The following is an 18,977-nucleotide window of genomic DNA, read 5'->3' as shown; positions in this document are numbered from 1 at the left end:
GCCTGTGACCGCGCCCGCCTTCCTTCCCAGCCATATCGTCCCGCCGGACGGGATGGCGGCCTGGTCGGCGCCGGACGCCGCCCGGCCGACCGTGCCGCTGGACCCGCTGCTGCCCGTCCAGGTCGTCGACCGACGGGGCGACTGGGCGCTGGCACTGTGTTCCAACGGCTGGTCCGCCTGGGTGGACGGCCGACTGCTGCTGTCCGTCCCACGCGATCCCCCCGCCGCCGGCGCACCGCCCGCCCGGACCGCGGACCCCCGCCCGCTGCTGGGCGCCGTCGAGAGCGAACTGGCCCGCTACCGCCGCCTGGTCGAGGAACTGGCCGCGGGCCGACTGGACGGCGAGTCCTTCGGGTCACGGACGCGGGGCCTGCGGGTGGGAGTGGTGGTGGACGGCGACGCGGTGTGGCTGTACGACGCGCGGCACGAGCGGTGGTGCTACTGCGACGGGGTGTCGCTGGAGACGTATGCGGTGACGGCGGGGCCGTCGGTGGAGCCGTCGGCAGGGCCGTCGGTGGAGGGCAGTGAGACGGACGGGGCGGCGGGGGATGGCGGCGCTCCCGGCGCCCCGGACCCCTCTCCCGCGTACGGTGACGCGCGATGAACGCCGGGGGGCCGGATCGCGGGGAGCCGGACCGTCGGGAACCGGACCGCCCGGACCACCCGGAGCGTTCGACCGCGCCCGACTCCTCCGGGATGCGCGGGCGCCAGATCGCCGGGTACCTCCTCCAGGACGAGATCGGCCGCGGCGGTATGGCGGTCGTCTACAGGGCGGAGGACCTGCGCCTCGGCCGTACGGTCGCGGTCAAACTGCTGGCGCCCGAGTTGGCCCGTAACGACACCTTCCGCAAACGCTTCGTCCACGAGTCGCGGGTGGCCGCGGCCATCGACCATCCGCACATCGTGCCGGTCTTCGAGGCCGGGGAGACCGAGGGCGTCCTGTTCATCGCCATGCGCTACGTCAAAGGGCGGGATCTGCGGGCGCTGCTCGACCGCGAGGGGCCGCTGCCCCTGGAGACCGCCTGCCGGATCGGCCTCCAGGTGGCCTCCGCCCTGGACGCCGCGCACGACCACGACCTGGTGCACCGCGACGTCAAACCCGGCAACATCCTCATCGCCGAGGGCACCGACACCGACCGCCCCGAGCACGCCTACCTCACCGACTTCGGACTGACGAAGAAATCGCTGTCGCTGACCGGCTTCACCAGCGTCGGACAGTTCGTCGGCACCCTCGACTACGTGGCCCCCGAACAGATCTCGGGCCGCCCGGTGGACGGCCGTTGCGACGTCTACAGCCTGGCCTGCGTCCTGTACGAGATGCTGACCGGAGCGCCCCCGTTCCGGCGCGACGACGACATGGCACTGCTGTGGGCGCATCAGTACGACCCCCCGCCCGTCCTGTCCGAGCAACGCCCGGACCTACCGCCGACCGTCGACACCGTACTGGCCCGCTCACTGGCCAAGTCCCCCGAGAACCGCTACGACACCTGCCGCGACTTCATCACGACCCTCCGCACCGCGGGCCGCACCGCCACCACGGGCACCCCCGCTCCGCCCCCCACCACGCAGACCGGCGCTCCCTCCACCCCCATGTCCCCCACCACTCCCCCACCACCGCCGCGTTGGGCGACGCCGGTGTTTCCGGGACGGTGTTTCCGGGACGGTGATCCGGGACGGTGATCCGGGACGGCAACGGGCCCGCTGCGCGTTTCCCGCCCCGCGCCCGCGGACAGCTTCAGGCTGGGGGCCGTCGCTCCCCCACCTCCCCCCGATGCCGTACCCGCCGTGCCGCCAAGCTGCCCGCGGCGCCGGTGACCAGGCCGGATGCTGCGCCTGCCAGGAAGAGGCGCGGGAGTTGGGGGAGGAGGACGACCTCGCCGCCCAGGTTGCCGCCGAGGTCGCCGACGCCGAATAGGGAGAGGCCGTAGTGGGCGAGGATGCGGGTGAGGAGGCCGACGGCAAGGAGGGTGATGGCGAGGGCCGCGGCCATGGTGGTGGCGTGTCGCCAGAGAGGGGTGGTGGCCGGGGAGCGGACCGCGGCGAGGAAGGCGGCGGTCAGCAGGACGACGGCGGCCAGCGCCACCAGGAGCCAGCCGCGGGCGTCCTGGGCGACGACGGCGCCCAGGTCGAGGGTGCGCTGTCCGTGGCGGGTGCGCAGGATGTGGTCGAGCACCTGCGGGACGGGGAGTCCGATGGCCTTGTCGACATGGCCGCTCCAGGCGCCGCCGGTGCCGATGCCCAGCGCCAGCCAGGCCAGGTTCGGCAGACCCAGGAAGACCACCGCGACGGTCTGGGCCGGATGCCCCTTGGTGATCAGGACGACGACGGCGGTGATCAGGGCGACGGCCACATAGGTGAGCAGCACCAGGGCCATGGCGAAGGCGGGCGGCCGGAGGGAGGTCGCCGGGCGCAGCAGCGGGGAGGGGAGGGGGGCCCGGCGGGAGACGAGGAAGGCGAGCGCGAGCAGCGCCAGCAGCCAGAGCAGGCCGGTGGCGAGCGTGGCGGGCACGTCGGCGCCGAAGCCGACGGTGGGGGTGGCGCCGATCTCCGCGCCGATGCGGTCGGCGAGGTCGTTGCCCACGGAGATGGTGAAGGTGTGGTGCGCGGCGAGGGCGACCAGCAGCAGGAACACCAGCCAGCACACGGCCGTGCGGGCGATGCGGGCGAGCAGTTCGCGGCCGGTGGCGACCGCCCGGTGGCGTAGCGGACGCAGGAAGACGGCGGCGGTGGCCAGGGCGCCGGCCAGGGTCACCGACAGGGGTACGGCATCGAGGGCGGCATGGGCCTGGGCGATGTCGCCGGCGTTACCGGTCAGCGCGACCGTGCCGCCCGCCGCGACGGTGACGGCGGCGGCCACCACGTGGGGGAAGGCGTAGCCGGGCAGGTCCCCGGCGCCCGCGGCCTGGAGGCCGATCGCGGCGACCACCCCCATGGCGACGATGCCTGCGGCTGCGGCGGCCAGGGCCTGTCCCCAGAGGCGGAGGGGACCGTCGGGTGCGGGGCCTTGCGGCTGGCTCACGCGGTCTCCTGCCGACGCCGGAGGACGGGCCGGCCCTGGGGCCGGACCGAGGGGACGTCCCCACGGTAAGCACAGGCGGTCCACCCCGCTTGCGGACGACGCCGACCACCGGCACACAATGGCACGAAGATTGACACACCGGGCAGCGGTGGGGGCGGAGTCAGCCTGCTGCGCCGGAGGGGTCCGGGTCGCAGTGATGCACGTCGCGCGCCGGAACCCGTATGCACGTTGCGCGTCGGAAGAGAGACCGGAGAGACAGCCGTGACATCTGCACCGCCGCCCGACAGCCACCCGACCGGTCCGCCGTCGGGCCCGCTCTCCGGCCCCTCGTCCGGCCCCGTCTCCGAGCCGACCCGGACCGGCGGGCCGCCCACCGAGGTGGACCGGCCGCGCGGGCCCGGCGGCGGCCCGGGTGGGGGCGGGGGCGGCGGTGGAGGCGGCGGGGCCGGGGGGCCGGGCGGCGGAGTGCCGTGGTGGCGGTCCGCGCCCCGGGTGGCGATCGTCGCGGCCGCCGTGGTGGCGGCCGTCGTCGTGATCGTCGTCCTGACCCGTCCGGGCGGCGGCGCGGGCGAGGTGGTGCTCCAGCCGGCCGCCGCGGACGGCCGCGACCCGTTCACCCGGTCGACGGCCGCCGAGTCCTCCCCGCCGCCGTCCCCGAGCGCCTCGCCCGGCACCCCGTCGGGCGCCACGACCGGCGTCCCCAGCTACCGCGGTTCCGAGCCCGGCCTGTACGGCGGCAGCCGCGACGCCACCAGCTGCGACGTCGAGCAGCAGATCAGCTTCCTGGAGGCCGACCGGGCCAAGGCCCTCGCGTTCGCCGGGGCGCAGGGCATCGATGTCGGCGCCGTACCGTCCTTCCTCCGCTCGCTGACGCCCGTACAGCTGCGCAAGGACACCCGCGTCACCAACCACGGCTTCCGGGACGGCAAGGCCACCGCCTTCCAGTCGGTGCTCCAGGCCGGCACCGCCGTCCTGATCGACTCCCGCGGGCTGCCGCGGGTGCGCTGCGCCTGCGGCAATCCGCTGGCCGAGCCGGAGCCGCTGTCGAGCGAGGCGAAGACGAGCGGTACGTCCTGGCCCGGCTACCGGGCCGCGAACACGGTCGCGGTGTCGCCCGCCACCACCGAGATGCGCTCCTTCGTCCTCTACGACGCGCAGACGAACCAGTACTTCGACCGCCCCCGGGGCACGGACGGCGGCTCGGACACCTGGGCCCCTCCCCCCGGCACGTCCACCGGATCGCCGTCCCCGACACAGTCGCCGGGCTCCGAGACGCCCTCGACCCCGTCCACCTCCGCCTCCTCCCCCAGCACGCCGGAAACGACCGGCACCACCACGGCCCCCGAGACACCCACCACCACGACCGTGCCCCCGGCGCCCTCGGGCGGGGAGTCGGCGCCGAGCAGCTGATGAGGCGACGGGCCCGGCCGCGGCACCGCAACCGGGCCCGCGCCAGGGCCGCCCCCTGTTACCGAACCGTGTCATAGATCGCCGATTCCCCAGACAACCTCCGAAACAGACAAACCGTCTTCATCTGCGGCGCCTTTCCTGCCGTCAGCTGTCTGTTTTGGAGGACCTTCGTGCACGCCGCACTCCGCCGTCACCCGGCCCGTTACCTGCCCGCGCTGCTCGCGACGGCCACCGTGCTGACCGCATGCGGCGGGGGCGCCGACGCCGCTACGTCGAAGGCGGCCGGGCACGCCGCCAAGGTGACCGTCACCCCGGCAGCGGGCAGCAAGGCGGCCGCGCTCGGCTCGCCGATATCCGTACGGGCCGCCGGCGGCAAGCTCACCTCCGTCGACGTCAAGGACGACCAGGGCGCCCGGGTCGAGGGCAAGCTGGCCGCCGACGGCACGACGTGGAAGTCGGCCGGCAAGGTCCGCCCGAAGACCACCTACACCGTCCGCACCCGGGCGACGTCCGACGACGGCAAGGATTCCGCCGTCACCTCGGTCTTCACCACCGAGCAGGCCGACAAGGTCAACAAGCTCACCAACACCCCGGGCGGCGGGCAGACCGTGGGCACCGGCATGCCGATATCGATCCTCTTCGACCACCCGATAGCCACCGACCGGCGGGCCGAGATCGAAAAGGCGCTGAAGGTCACCACCCAGCCGTACGTCCAGGGCGCCTGGGGCTGGGTCAAGGACTACTCCGGCAAGGACCGGATCGACTGGCGGCCCAAGGACTACTGGCCGTCGGGCACCAAGGTCTCCGTCAAGGGCGCGCTGGCCGGAATCAACTCCGGCTCCGCGGGCGGCTGGTTCGCCCGGGACTACAACTTCGGCTTCTCCATAGGCGCCGACCACAAGGCCGTCATCGATGTGCCGTCGCACACCCTGACCATGTACGAGAACGGCAAGAAGGTCGGCAGCGTCGTCGGCTCCGCGGGCTCCCCGCAGGACCCGACCCGCGGTGGTGTGCACACCGTACGCAGCAAGAACGCGGCCGAGACCATGGACTCCTCCACCATCGGCCACGGCAACGAGTGGATGCTCGACTCGAAGTGGGTCACCCACCTCACCGCCTCCGGCACCTTCCTGCACTCCGCGCCCTGGAACCACCAGATCGGCGTGGCCAACACCAGCCACGGCTGCTTCGGGATGACCACCGGCGACGCCAAGAAGGTCTTCGACTTCCTGACCATCGGCTCCACCGTCGAGGTCAAGGGCACCAGCAACCCCAACAAGACCGACGTCGGCAACGGCCTGGAGGTCTGGCAGGAGTCCTGGCAGCAGTGGCAGCAGCGCAGCGCGCTGAAGTGACCGCCGGCCCGGATGCCGGTCAGCGCCGGTGCCGGGCCAGGGGGCGGGGCCGGGTGAGCAGCAGATAGCCGGTGGCCACGACGGTGACGGCCTGGGCGAGGGCGGCGAGTTTCTTCGCGTCGCTCCAGGCCGGGTTGTACATATCGGGCAGCGGGCCCAGCCGGCCGACGTCGACATAGCGGTAGAGCAGCAGCAGGACGAGCCCGCCGCCGGCGACGATGCAGGCGAAGGCGTCGGACGCGGGCCGGCGCCACAGCAGTACGAGCAGCGCCGCGAGCGCGGCCAGCGCGGCCTCGACGCGGAAGAGCATGCCCTCGCTGAGGGTCGCCACGACGGCGTCGAGCTCGGCGGCGAGATCGGCGTGGACATAAGCGTCCACGGCCAGCCCGGCCGCGGCCACGAGCCGTACCGCGTTCTGCACGACGAGGTGTGAGGCCACCGCTGCCGCCGCCTTCCCGGTGCTCAGCCGCGGACGGTGAGCTTGCCCTTCATGTACTCGTGGATATCGCAGTAGTACGGGTAGCTGCCCGGCTTGGTGGGCGCGGTGAAAGTGGCGGTCGCGCCGCCTTTGATGGTGCCGGTGTCGAAGCCCCCCTTGCCGCCGGTGGCGGTCACGGAGTGCGGCGCGGAGTCCTTGTTGTCGACGGTGATCTTCGCGCCGGGGCGTACGGTCAGCACGGCCGGGACGTAGGTGAAGTCCTTGATGGTGATGCGGATCGCGCCGCCCGTGGCCGTCGAGTGTGCGGGCGAGTGGGGGGTCGCGGTGGACGCGCCGCCCTCGCCCGTGGTGGTGCAGGCGGTCAGGGACGTCGCGAGGAGGAGGACGGCGGACGCCACGGCGCGGTGCGGCCGGCGGCGCTGCGGGAAGGGCATGGCGGCTCCCTGGGGTCGTCCCCGCCCACTAGACACCGGCCGCGGCCGCCCGGCGAGCCGAAGCGGTCGTTCGGCGTACCCGTCACCCGGTCACGCCGTGGGGCGCGCCGGGGCAGGGGGGAGCGCACCGGGGCCGGTACGCGCGTACCGGCCCCGGCGTCCGGGCGCTCAGTCGGTGATGAGGGCCGGGTCGCTGACGCCGACCTGTCCGTTCTCCACGTGCCCGGCGAACCGGCGCAGGAACGAGGAGTCCCCGTCCGAGGAGACCGACACGTCGTACCAGCGCTTGCTCGCGCGCAGGTCCACGGTGTGCTTGACGGTGGCGTGGGCGCGGACCGTGAACGTCTCGCTGGCGCCGCCGTAGGCGTTGGTGACCGTCAGATGGCAGTCGGCGCCGGCGGTGTTGGTCATGGTCAGGGTGACGTTCCCGGTGGTCGCGTCATGGCGGGCGGTGACCTCGGGGCCGGCGGTCTTGCCGGTGCCCTTGAAGACGCGGAAGAAGCTGTTGGGGCCGTGCACGGTCAGGTCGTAGACGCCGTTGGAGTACTTGGTGTTCCAGGTGTCGGAGATCTTCTTGCCGGCCTCCGTGGTGTAGGTCCACGGCCCGTCGCCGCGGTTGCCGGCGGAGACGGTGAAACACGCGCCGGCCTCGGCACCCGCGCTGAAGCTGAGCGTGTACTTGCCGTCGGCGGGCGAGCCGGCGCCGTCGGTCAGCGGTGCGTAGCGCAGCGGGCGGGTGGGGCGGGAGCCGGACTCCTGCTTGGGCAGCACGGGGTTGGCGGGCGGCTTGGGGACGTAGCTGTCGTGCCGCTTGTTGTCCGGCGGCTGGTAGGCGTGGGTGTCCGGCAGCGGGGCGGGCTTGGGGTTGTCCAGGCCGAAGTCGAAGGCGGCGGTCAGATCGCCGCAGATGGCGCGGCGCCAGGGCGAGATGTTGGGCTCGTGGACGCCGAAGCGCTGCTCCATGAAGCGGATGATCGAGGTGTGGTCGAGGACCTCGGAGCAGACGTAGCCGCCGGTGCTCCAGGGGGAGACGACGATCATCGGGACGCGCTGGCCCAGGCCGTAGGGGCCGGCGGCGTAGCCGGCGTTGCCGGAGAAGTGGTCGAGGGACGAGTCCACGGTGGACAGGCCCTGGTTGGCGTCGGCCGGCGGGAACGGCGGCAGGACGTGGTCGAAGTAGCCGTCGTTCTCGTCGTAGGTGATGAACAGCGCGGTCTTGCTCCACACCTCGGGGTTGGAGGTGAGCGCGTCCAGGACCTGCGAGACGTACCAGGCGCCGTAGTTGGCGGGCCAGTTGGGGTGCTCGGAGAACGCCTCGGGGGCGGCGATCCAGGAGATCTTGGGGAGCTTGCCGGCCTTGACATCGGCCTTGAGGTGGTCGAAGTAGCCGTCGCCCGCCTTGGCGTTGGTGCCGGTGCGGGCCTTGTCGTAGAGCGGGTCGCCGGGCTGGGCGTTGCGGTACTGGTTGAAGAAGAGCAGCGAGTTGTCGCCGAAGTTGCCGCGGTAGGCGTCGTCGATCCAGCCCCACTTGCCGTTGGCGTCCAGGCCGTCGCCGATGTCCTGGTAGATCTTCCAGGAGACGCCGGCCTTCTCCAGGCGCTCGGGGTAGGTCGTCCAGCTGTACCCGGCCTCCTCGTTGCCGACGACCGGGCCGCCGCCCGAGCCGTCGTTGCCGACGTAGCCCGAGAACATGTAGTAGCGGTTGGGGTCGGTGGGCCCGATCAGCGAGCAGTGGTACGAGTCGCAGATGGTGAAGGCATCCGCGAGCGCATAGTGGAACGGGATGTCCTTGCGCGTCAGATGCGCCATCGTGCCGGTCCCCTTGGCGGGGATCCAGTTGTCGTACTTGCCGTTGTTCCATGCGCTGTGGCCGCCTGCCCAGCCATGGTCGAGCCCCGCGATGAACTGCATGCCGAGGTTGTCGGCGTCCGGGTGGTAGGGCAGGACGTCCGTGCCACCGTTGGCCTGGTGCCAGACCGACTTGCCGCTGGGCAGCGTGAGCGGGCGCGGGTCGCCGAAGCCGCGGACGCCCTTCATGGCGCCGAAGTAGTGATCGAAGGAACGGTTCTCCTGCATCAGGACGACGATGTGCTCGACGTCCTTGAGGGAGCCGGTACGCCGCTGGGCGGGGATGGCCGCGGCGCGGGCGATGCTGCTGGAGAGGGCGGTGGCACCGGCGGTGGCACCGGCTATCTGAAGGAAGCGTCGCCGGTTGACGTCAGGCATGGGTTCAAAACCTCGTCGTCTGTGGGGGTTTTTGGGGATCGGTTGAGTGCAGCGGTGTGAGGGGCTGTGCGGTCACGGACTGAGCAGAGTGTTCCAAGAGGAACGAGCGTCAGGGAAGGGGGGGTATCGCAGATGTGACACCACGCGGTACGCGGGGCGAACTTGCTGGTCGGGGCGGGCGGGGGCGGCCGCCCCCGCCTCGGGGGACGGCCGCCGGTGTGGTCAGGCCGGTGCCCGCTGCGGCACCGCCGCGGCCGGGCCGAGCCGGCCGGTGCGGTGCAGTCCGTACAGCGCGGCGCTGCACACCAGGCCCAGCGCCCAGAGGGCGATCCAGGGCAGGGCGGGCAGTCCCGCCGCGCGGGAGGCGTCCAGGGCCGCGCCGGTCAGCAGATTGCCCAGGGTGATGCCGATTCCGCAGATGGTGTTGTAGAGCCCGTAGTGGGTGGCGACGAGGCGGTCACCGCACAGCCGGACGAGGGTGTCCATCTCGAACGGGTAGGTGATCATCGTGCCGACGGCGAGCAGCAGGGCCGCCAGCGCCGGCGGCAGTGCCGCCAGCACCCAGCGGCCCACGCCCGCATCGGGCACCGGCAGCGCACCGGCCGCCAGGATCGGCACGAAGGCCAGCCCCATCGTCAGCAGCCCCCAGGCCAGCGCCCGGCCGGGCGCCAGGCGGGCCTTGCACCAGGCCGTCACCCTGGTCTGCCCGGCGATGGTGCTCAGCCCCGACACGGCGAACAGCGCCGCCACCGCGGCGGTGCCGAACCGCCCCTCGCCGCCCAGGCGTTTCACCTCCAGCGGGAGCGCCAGATAGACCTGGAACGTGAGCACATAGGAGCCGATCATGGCGCCGGAGAAGAGCAGGAACGGCCGGTTGGCCAGCACCCGCCGCCACTGGGAGCGCACCGTCCCCGCGCCGTCGCCGCCCGCTCGCCCGTCGTCCCCGCGGGCCGGCAGGGCGCGGATCTGCACCAGGCTCAGCACCGCGAAGATCCCGGACGCGACCAGGCAGGTGACGCGGAAGTCCAGTCCGGTCAGCACCATGCCCACCAGCGGGCCGAGCAGAATGCCCGCCTGGTAGAAGACGTTGAACAGCGCGAACGCCTCCAGTCGCCGCTCGCCCGCCCCGGCGGCCAGATAGGCCCGTACCGCCGGGTTGAACAGCGCCCCGGCGAGCCCGGTGGCCGCGGACGCCGCCAGCAGCGCGGGCAGCGAGTCGACCAGACCGAGGGTGGCGAAGCCGACGGTGCGCAGCACGCAGCCGGCCACGATCAGGGGCTTGTACCCGAGCCGGTCGGCCAGTGTGCCGCCGACCAGGAACATCCCCTGCTGGCTGAAGTTGCGGACGCCGAGGACCAGCCCGACCAGCCATCCGGCCAGCCCCAGCGTGCCGGACAGATGGGCGGCCAGATACGGCATCAGCATGTAGAAGCCGAGGTTGATGGTGAACTGATTGACCATCAGGAGGCGGACGCTGCGGTCGTACGACCGCACCTGGACGAGGAGGCCCTTCACCGGCCCGCCTCCTTCGTGCCCGGGGCGCGCAGGGTGAGCGGATCGACGACGGCGGCGCACCGGCTCCAGGCGGTGACCTCCTTCTCGTCCATCCGCACCACCGTCTGCGGCCCGTCCGCGGGCGGCGCGTCGAGCAGCCCGTGGGCGGCGCAGTACGCGTCGTCGTAGACCGTCTCCAGATAGCGCTGCGGCCCGTCCGGGAAGACCGCGGCGATACGGGTCCCGGGCGGCTCGGTGCGGCACAGCCAGCCCGCGACCAGCGCGACCGCGCCCACGCTCCAGCCGCCGGTGGCGTAGTGCGAGGCCGCCAGCCGGCGGCAGGTGTGCACCGCCTCGCCCGGAGCGACCCAGTGCACCTCGCTGAACTGGTCGTAGGCGACGTTGCGCGGATAGATGCTGGAGCCCAGGCCGCGCATCAGCCGGGGCCGGGCGGGCTGTCCGAAGATGGTCGAGCCGATGGTGTCGACGCCGACGAGCCGCAGTTCGGGGTAGAGCTGACGCAGCACCCGGGAGATCCCGGCGGAGTGGCCGCCGGTGCCGACGCTGCACACCAGCACGTCGATATGGCCGAGCTGCGAGGCGAGTTCGAGCGCCAGCGGCAGGTAGGCGGCGGTGTTGTCGGGGTTGTGGTACTGGTCCGGGCACCAGGAGCCGGGGTGCTCGGCAAGCAGGCGGGCCACCCGGTCGCGGCGCGCCTGCTGCCAGCCGCCGCTGGGGTGGGGTTCGGGGACGACGTCGACCCGCGCGCCGTAGGCGGTGAGCAGGCGGGTCATCGAGGGTTCCAGGCCGGGGTCGGTGACCAGGGTGACGGGATGGCCGTACACCATCCCGGCGAGCGCCAGGCCCAGTCCGAGGGTGCCGCTGGTGGATTCGATGATCCGGCCGCCGGGCCGCAGGGCGCCGCGGGCGCGGGCGCGTTCGACCATGTGCAGCCCCGGGCGGTCCTTGATGCCGCCGGGGTTACGGCCCTCCAGCTTCGCCCAGAAGCCGCGGCCGGGCGGGGTGAGCGGTGCGGAGATGTACAGGACGGGGGTGTTGCCGACGAGGCCCGACATCCCGGGGGCCGGGGGGCCGGGGGTGCGGTGGGTGGGGTGGGTGGGGTCGGGGCTGACGGGGGGCGTGGGCAGGGTGGGAAGAGAGTGCATCGGTAGCTCTCGTTCGGTGTGCGGGACAGGGACGCTCCTCTCGCGCGCCGGCCGGTCGGGCACGGCGCGCGGCGGCCGGTGGGGTGACCGGCTGCGCGGGCGGCTCCTATATCCGGCACCTGCACAGGAGGGCGAGCGTGGTCCGGCCGGTGCGCGGCGGCCGCTCCGGCGCGGGCCGTCGGCGTACGGACGGCTGCGACACGGTCCCGGCCGCCGCGACGGGCGCCGCCGACGGGGCGTTGCTGCCGTCCGCCCGCACCGTCGGGGGCTGTCCGGACGGGCCGGGGCCGCATGCGGTGTGCGGGCCGTCGCTGGGGGCGGCCTCGGGCACCGGGGCGCGGACATCGGCGCGCTCGGAGCGCTGTGCCGCCGCCGCCGGTCCGGCGGCACGGTGGTGGCCGCCGGCTGCGTGGGCACACGGCGGCGCGGTCAGTAACAGCCCGGCGAGCAGCAGGAGTACGGCGGCCCGCCGGGTACGGGCACGGGCAGAGGTACGCGGATGGGAACGAAGGGACACGGGTCCTCCGTGGCACGAGCTCCGCCTCGTGGGCGCGCGGCAGCGGCGCGCACGGCGGCGGGTGGGGGGGCAGCGGGCAGCGCGTAGGCGGCGGGCGCCTGGGCCGAAACGGCCGGAAATCTAGATCTGCTGGACGACGGAGCCCGTGGCGCCGCGCAACGGTGGCGGCAGCGGCACACCGCGGGCCGCGGCGGGCCGCACCGGACCGGCCGCGTACACCCTGCTCGTGGTCCCCGGTGCGGAACAGGGCGGGGTCAGCTCGGCGCCCTGCTGAGGATGGCCGGATACGCACAGCTCGTGGGAGTGCGCGGGGGCGGGCGGACCGGGGTGCTCGCCGTGGTCGGCATGTGTGCCGTGGTCACCGTGAACGGACGCGTTCACCGCCATGACGGGCACGGGAGACACGGGGGAAGCCGCGTGCTCCGCGTTCTCGGCGCCCGCGCCATGGACGAGCAGCACGCCGAACAGCACCAGCAGCGTCGGCCACAGCAGCCGGAACGGGACCGCTGCACCGCGGTCCCGTGCGCTGCGCCGGGGCGACCGAGCCGTTGCCATGCCGCGATCGTAACCGACATGGCCCGGCCGCCCCCTGACGGTGTGTCGGGTGCGGCCGGATCGCGCCGTCAGGCGAGGAACGTCAGCGGCTCCGGCTGCGCCGTCACCTCCGGGCCCGTGCCCAGCGGGGTCCGGGGCGCGGGGGCCGCCGCGAGCCGGCGGCTGAACCAGATGACCTTGCCGGTGGCGGTCCCCCAGGTGCCCCAGCTGTCGCTGAGGGCCGCGACCGTCGCCAGTCCGCCGCCGAGGGTGCCGGGCAGGGCCGGCAGCCGCGGGCCGTCGTCGGCCACCGAGGCCGTCAGCCGGCGCCCGTCGTGGCGCAGTTCCACGGTGCAGCGCGCGCCGGGGCCGATATGGCGGTGCACATTGGCCAGCAGTTCCGTCACCCCCCGGCACACCGAGGGGATATGCGGTTCGAGTCGCCAGTACCGCAGATGCGCGGCCAGGATGCGCCGGATCTGCGGCATACGTTCCGCCGAGGCGTGCAGGTCGACCGCGTAGTGGCGGTCGGGGGGAAGGGTCATGGTCGTGGCTCCTCAGCGTCGGGCTCATCTGAGCGTGCGGGATGACATATGGCCGACCAGAGGTGACAGAGTTCCCCCGTGGGACCGGGCCCGCAACCCTTCGTGCCGCGATCGGGCACCCGTACGGGTCCGGACGGCCCCTCAGTCGCTCAGCCGTTCCAGGACCTTGTCCGGGGTGAGCGGAAGATCGCGCAGCCGGATCCCGGTGGCATGCCATACCGCGTTGGCCAGGGCCGCCGCGGTCCCGACGATGCCGATCTCGCCGATGCCCTTGCTGCCCATCGGGTTGAGGTGCGGATCGTCCTCGTCGATCCAGTGCGCCTCGATGCCGTGGATGTCGGCGCAGACCGGCACGTGGTAGGAGGCCAGATCGCAGGCGGTGAAGTCGCCGAAGGCGGGGTCCAGTTCGCAGTCCTCCGTCAGGGCCATGCCCAGCCCCATGGTCATACCTCCGATGAACTGGGAGCGCGCGGTGCGGGGGTTGAGGATCCGGCCGGCCGCGAACATGCCCAGCAGACGGCGCACCCGTACCTCCCCGGTGACGGTGTCGACCTGCACCTCGGCGAAGTGGGCGCCGAAGGAGTGCCGGGCGTAGGGGCTGGATGCGGCGGCCTCCTGGTAGGTGTCCGCCGTGGCCGTCAGCCCCTTGGCGGGGAGCGGGCCGGGCTCCTCGCGCAGCCGTGCCACCAGCGCGGTCGCGGCCTTGTGCACGGCCCAGCCCCAGGAGGCGGTGCCGCCGGAGCCGCCGGCCAGCACCCCGGGCGGCAGATCGCTGCTGCCGATCTCGATACGGATGTGGTCCTCGGGCGCGCCGAGTACGGCGGCGGCGATCTGGGCGAGGACGGTGCGGGCGCCGGTGCCGATGTCGGTGGCGTTCACGCGGATGCGGTAGGTGCCGTCGGGGTGGGCGCGGGCCTCGGCGGCGGATCCGTCGACCAGGACGTAGGGGTAGGTGGCCGCGGCGACGCCTGTGCCCACCAGCAGGTCTCCCTCGCGGCGCAGGCCCGGACGCCGGTCGCGGGGCAGCCAGCCGAAGCGGTCGGCGCCCTGGCGCAGGCATTCCACCAGATGGCGACTGCTGAACGGCCGGCCGCTGTCGGGCTCGGCGTCCGGCTCGTTGCGGATCCGCAGTTCCACGGGATCGAGGTCCAGGTGGACGGCGAGTTCGTCGACGGCGCACTCCAGGGCGTACATCCCGGGGGCCTCGCCCGGGGCCCGCATCCACGACGGGCTGGGCACGTCCAGCGCGGCGACGCGGTGCAGGGTGCGGCTGTGCGGCGAGGCGTACATGACGCGGGCCGGGACCGCGGCACCCTCGACGAAGCCGCCGACGGTGGAGGTGTAGGTGGTGACCTCCTGTGCGAGGGCGGTGAGGTCGCCCTCGCGGCTCGCGCCGAGGCGTACCCGCTGGAGGGTGGGCGCGCGGTGCCCGACGACGGCGGGCAGCTGGCGGCGCGGCAGGGCCAGTTTGACCGGGCGGCCGGTGACCTGGGCGGCCATCGCGGCCAGGACGACCTGGGGGCGGGGCGTCCCCTTGGAGCCGAAGCCGCCGCCGACGTGCTCGGAGATGACCGTGACGTCGTCGGGGCCGAGTCCGAACAGGGCGGCGAGGTCGTCGCGCACCTTGGTGGCGCCCTGGCTGGAGTCGTGGACGGTGAGGTGTCCGTGGGTCCAGCGGGCGGTGGAGGCGTGCGGTTCCATGGGGTGGTTGTGCAGCGGGGGCATGGTGTAGGTCGCATCGACGGTGGCCGGGGCCGCGGCGAACGCGGCCTCGACGTCGCCCCGTTCGCGGGTGGCGGGGTAGAGGCCGTTCGCCAGCGCCGGCTCGTACAGGCCCGGGTGGTCGGGTGTGAGCCGTGCGTCGTGCGGCTCGGGCTCGTAGGTGACGTGGACCTCCTCGGCCGCCGCGCGGGCCGTCTCCAGGCCGTCGGCGACGACCAGGGCGACATACCAGCCGCGGTGCGGGACCCGGTCGTCCTGGAGGACGGCCAGCGTACGGTCCCCGGGGGCGGCCAGGCGGGGCGCATCGAGGTGGGTGAGCACCGCGTGGACGCCGGGCAGGGCCAGGGCCGCGGTGGTGTCGAGGTCGGTGATCCGGCCGCGGGCGATGGTGGCGGGCACCGGCCAGGCGTAGGCGCAGCCCGGCGGGGTGTGCTCCGCGGCGTAGCGGGCGGCCCCGGTGACCTTCTCCCGGCCTTCGCGCCGGACGAGCGGTTCACCGAGGGGGGACGGGGCGGCGGCCATGGCGGGTGTCCTTTCGTCACGCACGGGTGGTCACGCACGGGTGGTCGGGCGCGGGTCGTCGGGCGCGCATCACGCACGGGCGGCCAGGTCGGCCAGCACGCCGACCGTGAGGTTGCGCGCCAGGGCGACCTTGAAGCCGTTGTCGCGCAGCGGGCGGGCGGCGGCGAGTTCGGCGTCGGCGGCGCGGGCGAAGGTGTCCTCGGTGGCGGACGCGCCGTGCAGCACCGCCTCGGCCGCGCGGGCCCGCCACGGCCGGTGCGCCAGCCCGCCGTAGGCCAGCGCCGCATGCCGTACGGCGCCGTCGCGGACGGCGAGCACGGCCGCGACGGAGACCAGGGCGAAGGCGAACGAGGTGCGGTCGCGGGCCTTGCGGTAGCGCATGTGCACGCCGGGGAGGGCGGGCGGCAGCTCGACGGCGGTGAGCAGTTCGCCGGTGCGGATCACCGTGTCGCGGTCGGGCCGGTCGCCGGGCAGCCGGTGGAAGGCGGTCACCGGGACGCTGCGCTCGCCGTCGGGGCCGTGCAGATGGACGGTGGCGTCCAGGGCGGCGAGGGCGACGGCCATATCCGAGGGCTGGGTGGCGATGCAGTGCTCGGAGTGCCCCAGGACGGCCAGATCGCGGTGGGTACCCTCGCGGGCCGGGCAACCGGTGCCCGGTGCGCGCTTGTTGCAGGGTTTGGTCACGTCCTGGAAGTAGAGGCAGCGGGTGCGCTGGAGCAGATTGCCGCCGGTGGTCGCGGTGTTCCGCAGCTGCCCCGAGGCGCCGGCGAGCACCGCCTGCGAGAGCACGGGATAGCGGTCGCGGACGGCCGGGGCCGCGGCCAGATCGCTGTTGCGGACCATCGCCCCGATCCGCAGCCCGCCGTCCGCCAGCTCCTCGATACGGTCCAGCGGCAGCCGACTGACGTCGATGAGCAGCGGCGGTGACTCCACGCCGAGCTTCATCAGATCGACGAGGTTGGTGCCGCCGCCCAGGAACCGCGCCCCGGGCCGCTCGGCCGCCACCTGGACGGCGTGTGCCACGCTTCCGGCCCGCACATATCCGAACGGCTTCATGACTCCTCCCCCGCAGCCCGGCCGCCCCCGTCGCCGCCTGCCGCCGCGTCCCGCACGTCACCGACCGCTTCGACGATGCGGGGATAGGCGCCGCACCGGCACAGATTGCCGCTCATCCGCTCCCGGATCTCGTCGTCGGTGAGCTCCACCGGGGCCCCGGAGCGCGCCTCGGGGGGCGTGACGTACGAGGGGAAGCCGGCCGCCGCCTCCCGCAGCACCCCGAGCGCCGAACAGATCTGGCCGGGCGTGCAGTAGCCGCACTGGAGGGCGTCGCGGGCCAGGAACGCCTCCTGGAGCGGGTGCAGCCGCAGCCCGTCGGCGAGGCCCTCGACGGTGGTCAGATGCCTGCCGTCCTGCGCCACGGCCAGCAGCAGGCAGCTGTTGGCCCGCCGCCCGTCGACCAGCACCGTGCACGCCCCGCACTGCCCGTGGTCGCAGCCCTTCTTGGCGCCGGTCAGATCGAGTCGTTCGCGCAGCACGTCCAGGAGGGTGGCGCGGTGGTCCACGGCCAGTGTGTACGTCGTCCCGTTGACCCGCAGGATCACCTCGGACCGCTCGCCGGTCGCCGCCGACCGCGGTACCCCGGCGCCGCCGGCCGGCCGATTGCTGGAGTCCACTCGTTCGCGCCTTCCCGTCCGCCGTCAGCTGTGCTTCCCGTGCCGTCCCGGGCCCGGCCTCAGCGGTTCTCCAGCCGCAGCTGGACCTCTTCCTCCTGGTCGCCGGCGGCCGTGCCGACCACCCGCACCGCGAACGCATGCGTGAGGCTCTCGCGGATCCGGTTGACCGCCCAGTAACCGCCCTGGAGGTCGACGGTGACAGGCGCGGTCAGCCGGCGCGGCGCGGCCTGGCCGTGCAGGTCGGTGACGTCGACGGTCGCGGTCCACACGGTCGCGCTCGCCCCGTTGATCTCCGTGGGCACATCGTCCGCGGCCCGGTCGGAGGCGAAGGACTCGCGCAGGGCGCTGAAGACCGCGTGCGCGTCCTGTGCCGCGCAGCCGACGACCTCCACCAGGACCTCGTCCGGTTGCACCGACGGGTCCGGGGGCTGGGGTCGGTCGGAGTTCTCCGCGTGGGACGCCTGTTCCGCGCTGTTCACCATGGGGGCCTTCCTGTGGGAGCCGGGCCCTTCCAGGCTCGCCCGGCGGCCCGGTGCGGGCACGTCCCGTGAGCCGTACGGGGGTCGCTTGGTTGCCACGGGCATAGGACGGGACGGATCATCCCGTACAGGGCAGATCCGGCGGAACGGCCGCGCGGATCCGGCACGAGGGAGACGCAGCATGGGACCGTCGGACGACGCCACCGTGAGCGGTCACTGCGCAGCCGGATTCGAGGGGGTGCGGGCGGCCTTCGTACGCAACTTCCGGGTGCACGGGGAGGTGGGCGCGGCGGTGACGGTGACCGTCGGCGGGCGGACGGTGGTCGATCTGTGGGGCGGCCATGCGGACGCGGCGCGGACCCGCCGCTGGGAGCACGACACGCTGGTCAACGTCTACTCGACGTCGAAGGGGATGACCGCGCTGTGCGCCCATCTCCTGGTGGACCGGGGCGAGCTGGACCTCGATGCGCCGGTCGCGCGGTACTGGCCGGAGTTCGCGCAGGCGGGCAAGGCGGAGCTGCCGGTGCGCTGGCTGCTGAGCCACCGGGCCGGGGTGATCGCCCCCCGCGAGCCGGTGGCCGAGCGGTACGCCCACGACTGGGACCATGTCTGCGCCGCGCTCGCCGCCGCCCCGCCCTGGTGGGAGCCGGGCACCGCGCAGGGGTATCACGCGGTGACCTTCGGCTACCTGGTGGGCGAGGTGGTCCGGCGGATCAGCGGGGTCTCGCTCGGGGCGTTCCTGCGCCGCGAGATCGCCGGGCCGCTGGGGGCACGGGTGTTCATCGGCACGCCCGCCGAGGAGCATGCGCGGTGTGCGGAGATGGTGGGGCAGCTGGACGAGGCGCGGATCGCCGAGCGCTTCCCGGGCATTCCGCAGCCGCCGTTCCGCTCGCTGGCCGACCATCCGCTGGCGGTGGTGATGCTGGCGCTGACGTACATCCCCACCGGCGACGTCAACACGGCCGCCTACCGCTCGGCCGAGATCCCGGCGGGCAATGCGCACGCCTCGGCGCACGGTCTGGCCACCGTCTACGGGGCGCTGGCGGGCGGCAGGCTGGTCGGCCCGGCCACGCTGGAGGCGATGCGGGAGCCGCAGAGCCTGCCCCATGAGCCGGATCTGGCGATCGATGCGCTGGCGCCGCCCGGGACGGAGCGGCGGTGGGGGCTGGGCTTCATGCTCAACCACCAGCGGCAGGCGGGTCCCAACCCGCGGGCCTTCGGGCACGGCGGGGCGGGCGGTTCGTTCGCCTTCGCGGATCCGGAGAACGGCCTGTCCTACGCATATGCGATGAACAAATACGGCAGTGGCGCCACGGGCGACGCCGACCCCCGCAATACGGCGCTGATCGCGGCGACGTACGAGGCGCTGGGGCAGCACCGACCGCGTCCGTCCGGGCACGCGCCGCGCTGAGCGCCGAGCCCCGTCCGCACACTCCGCGCGG

General features: G+C 73.7%; 18 protein-coding genes. 5 read left to right on the top strand and 13 right to left on the bottom strand.

Annotated features, from left to right (window positions below; all coding sequences use genetic code 11):
- Positions 1-4 precede the first annotated feature (4 nt).
- A complete protein-coding gene (locus tag B1H19_RS31680) occupies positions 5-604 on the top strand; it encodes a hypothetical protein (RefSeq protein WP_237289622.1) in 600 nt (199 codons plus the stop codon).
- A gap of 92 nt (positions 605-696) precedes the next feature.
- The gene (locus tag B1H19_RS31675) at positions 697-1,680 is read left to right on the top strand and encodes a serine/threonine-protein kinase (protein WP_107426463.1); all 984 of its coding nucleotides are present in this window, start codon (positions 697-699) and stop codon (positions 1,678-1,680) included.
- A gap of 55 nt (positions 1,681-1,735) precedes the next feature.
- Here B1H19_RS31675 and B1H19_RS31670 read toward each other — a convergent pair whose 3' ends face one another.
- The gene (locus B1H19_RS31670; RefSeq protein ID WP_083108184.1) at positions 1,736-3,019 is read right to left on the bottom strand and encodes a streptophobe family protein; all 1,284 of its coding nucleotides are present in this window, start codon (positions 3,017-3,019) and stop codon (positions 1,736-1,738) included.
- Between the two features lie 261 nt (positions 3,020-3,280).
- Between B1H19_RS31670 and B1H19_RS31660 the strand changes: the two genes are divergently transcribed.
- Both B1H19_RS31660 and B1H19_RS31655 read left to right on the top strand, forming a co-directional pair.
- Entirely contained in the window at positions 3,281-4,429 is a 1,149-nt protein-coding gene (locus B1H19_RS31660) for a DUF6777 domain-containing protein (RefSeq protein ID WP_107426209.1), read from the top strand.
- Between the two features lie 170 nt (positions 4,430-4,599).
- Positions 4,600-5,784 carry a L,D-transpeptidase gene (locus B1H19_RS31655; protein ID WP_237289621.1) on the top strand — a complete coding sequence of 395 codons (1,185 nt, stop codon included), beginning with the start codon at positions 4,600-4,602 and terminating at the stop codon, positions 5,782-5,784.
- Between the two features lie 19 nt (positions 5,785-5,803).
- Here the strand turns inward: B1H19_RS31655 and B1H19_RS31650 are convergent, their stop codons facing one another.
- The 12 genes from B1H19_RS31650 to B1H19_RS31595 all read right to left on the bottom strand — a co-directional run bounded on the left by B1H19_RS31650 (position 5,804) and on the right by B1H19_RS31595 (position 17,535).
- A complete protein-coding gene (locus B1H19_RS31650) occupies positions 5,804-6,223 on the bottom strand; it encodes a hypothetical protein (RefSeq protein WP_237289620.1) in 420 nt (139 codons plus the stop codon).
- A gap of 23 nt (positions 6,224-6,246) precedes the next feature.
- Positions 6,247-6,657, bottom strand: coding sequence for a cupredoxin domain-containing protein (locus B1H19_RS31645; RefSeq protein ID WP_083108177.1), 411 nt, complete (start codon positions 6,655-6,657; stop codon positions 6,247-6,249).
- Positions 6,658-6,825: 168 nt separating this feature from the next.
- Complete coding sequence (locus B1H19_RS31640; RefSeq protein ID WP_083108175.1) at positions 6,826-8,883, bottom strand: phosphocholine-specific phospholipase C; 2,058 nt, start codon at positions 8,881-8,883, stop codon at positions 6,826-6,828.
- Between the two features lie 222 nt (positions 8,884-9,105).
- Positions 9,106-10,398, bottom strand: coding sequence for an MFS transporter (locus B1H19_RS31635; RefSeq protein ID WP_083108173.1), 1,293 nt, complete (start codon positions 10,396-10,398; stop codon positions 9,106-9,108).
- Positions 10,395-11,453: a PLP-dependent cysteine synthase family protein gene (locus B1H19_RS31630; RefSeq protein WP_237289921.1), complete on the bottom strand. Its 1,059-nt coding sequence runs from the start codon at positions 11,451-11,453 to the stop codon at positions 10,395-10,397. The genes B1H19_RS31635 and B1H19_RS31630 overlap by 4 nt, the downstream gene beginning before the upstream one ends.
- Positions 11,454-11,649: 196 nt before the next feature.
- Entirely contained in the window at positions 11,650-12,060 is a 411-nt protein-coding gene (locus tag B1H19_RS31625; protein ID WP_083108169.1) for a hypothetical protein, read from the bottom strand.
- 120 nt (positions 12,061-12,180) lie between these two features.
- Entirely contained in the window at positions 12,181-12,615 is a 435-nt protein-coding gene (locus B1H19_RS31620; protein ID WP_083108167.1) for a hypothetical protein, read from the bottom strand.
- Positions 12,616-12,683: 68 nt separating this feature from the next.
- Positions 12,684-13,139: an ATP-binding protein gene (locus tag B1H19_RS31615; RefSeq protein WP_083108166.1), complete on the bottom strand. Its 456-nt coding sequence runs from the start codon at positions 13,137-13,139 to the stop codon at positions 12,684-12,686.
- Between the two features lie 141 nt (positions 13,140-13,280).
- Positions 13,281-15,383: a xanthine dehydrogenase family protein molybdopterin-binding subunit gene (locus B1H19_RS31610; protein WP_083108164.1), complete on the bottom strand. Its 2,103-nt coding sequence runs from the start codon at positions 15,381-15,383 to the stop codon at positions 13,281-13,283.
- 69 nt (positions 15,384-15,452) lie between these two features.
- Positions 15,453-16,439, bottom strand: a complete 987-nt coding sequence (locus B1H19_RS31605; protein ID WP_083108162.1) for an FAD binding domain-containing protein — start codon at positions 16,437-16,439, stop codon at positions 15,453-15,455.
- The gene (locus B1H19_RS31600) at positions 16,436-17,056 is read right to left on the bottom strand and encodes a 2Fe-2S iron-sulfur cluster-binding protein (RefSeq protein WP_083108160.1); all 621 of its coding nucleotides are present in this window, start codon (positions 17,054-17,056) and stop codon (positions 16,436-16,438) included. The genes B1H19_RS31605 and B1H19_RS31600 overlap by 4 nt, the downstream gene beginning before the upstream one ends.
- Positions 17,057-17,115: 59 nt before the next feature.
- Positions 17,116-17,535 (bottom strand): hypothetical protein, encoded by a 420-nt coding sequence (locus B1H19_RS31595; protein WP_083109993.1) that lies wholly within the window; start codon positions 17,533-17,535, stop codon positions 17,116-17,118.
- 181 nt (positions 17,536-17,716) lie between these two features.
- On the opposite strand from B1H19_RS31595, the gene B1H19_RS31590 reads away from it, so the two are divergent.
- A complete protein-coding gene (locus B1H19_RS31590) occupies positions 17,717-18,946 on the top strand; it encodes a serine hydrolase domain-containing protein (protein WP_083108158.1) in 1,230 nt (409 codons plus the stop codon).
- Positions 18,947-18,977 lie beyond the last annotated feature (31 nt).

This window comes from Streptomyces gilvosporeus (assembly GCF_002082195.1).
Taxonomy (GTDB): Bacteria; Actinomycetota; Actinomycetes; order Streptomycetales; family Streptomycetaceae; genus Streptomyces; species Streptomyces gilvosporeus.
The sequence above is the reverse complement of the archived record's forward strand: the minus strand, read 5'-3'. Positions and strand labels throughout refer to the sequence as shown.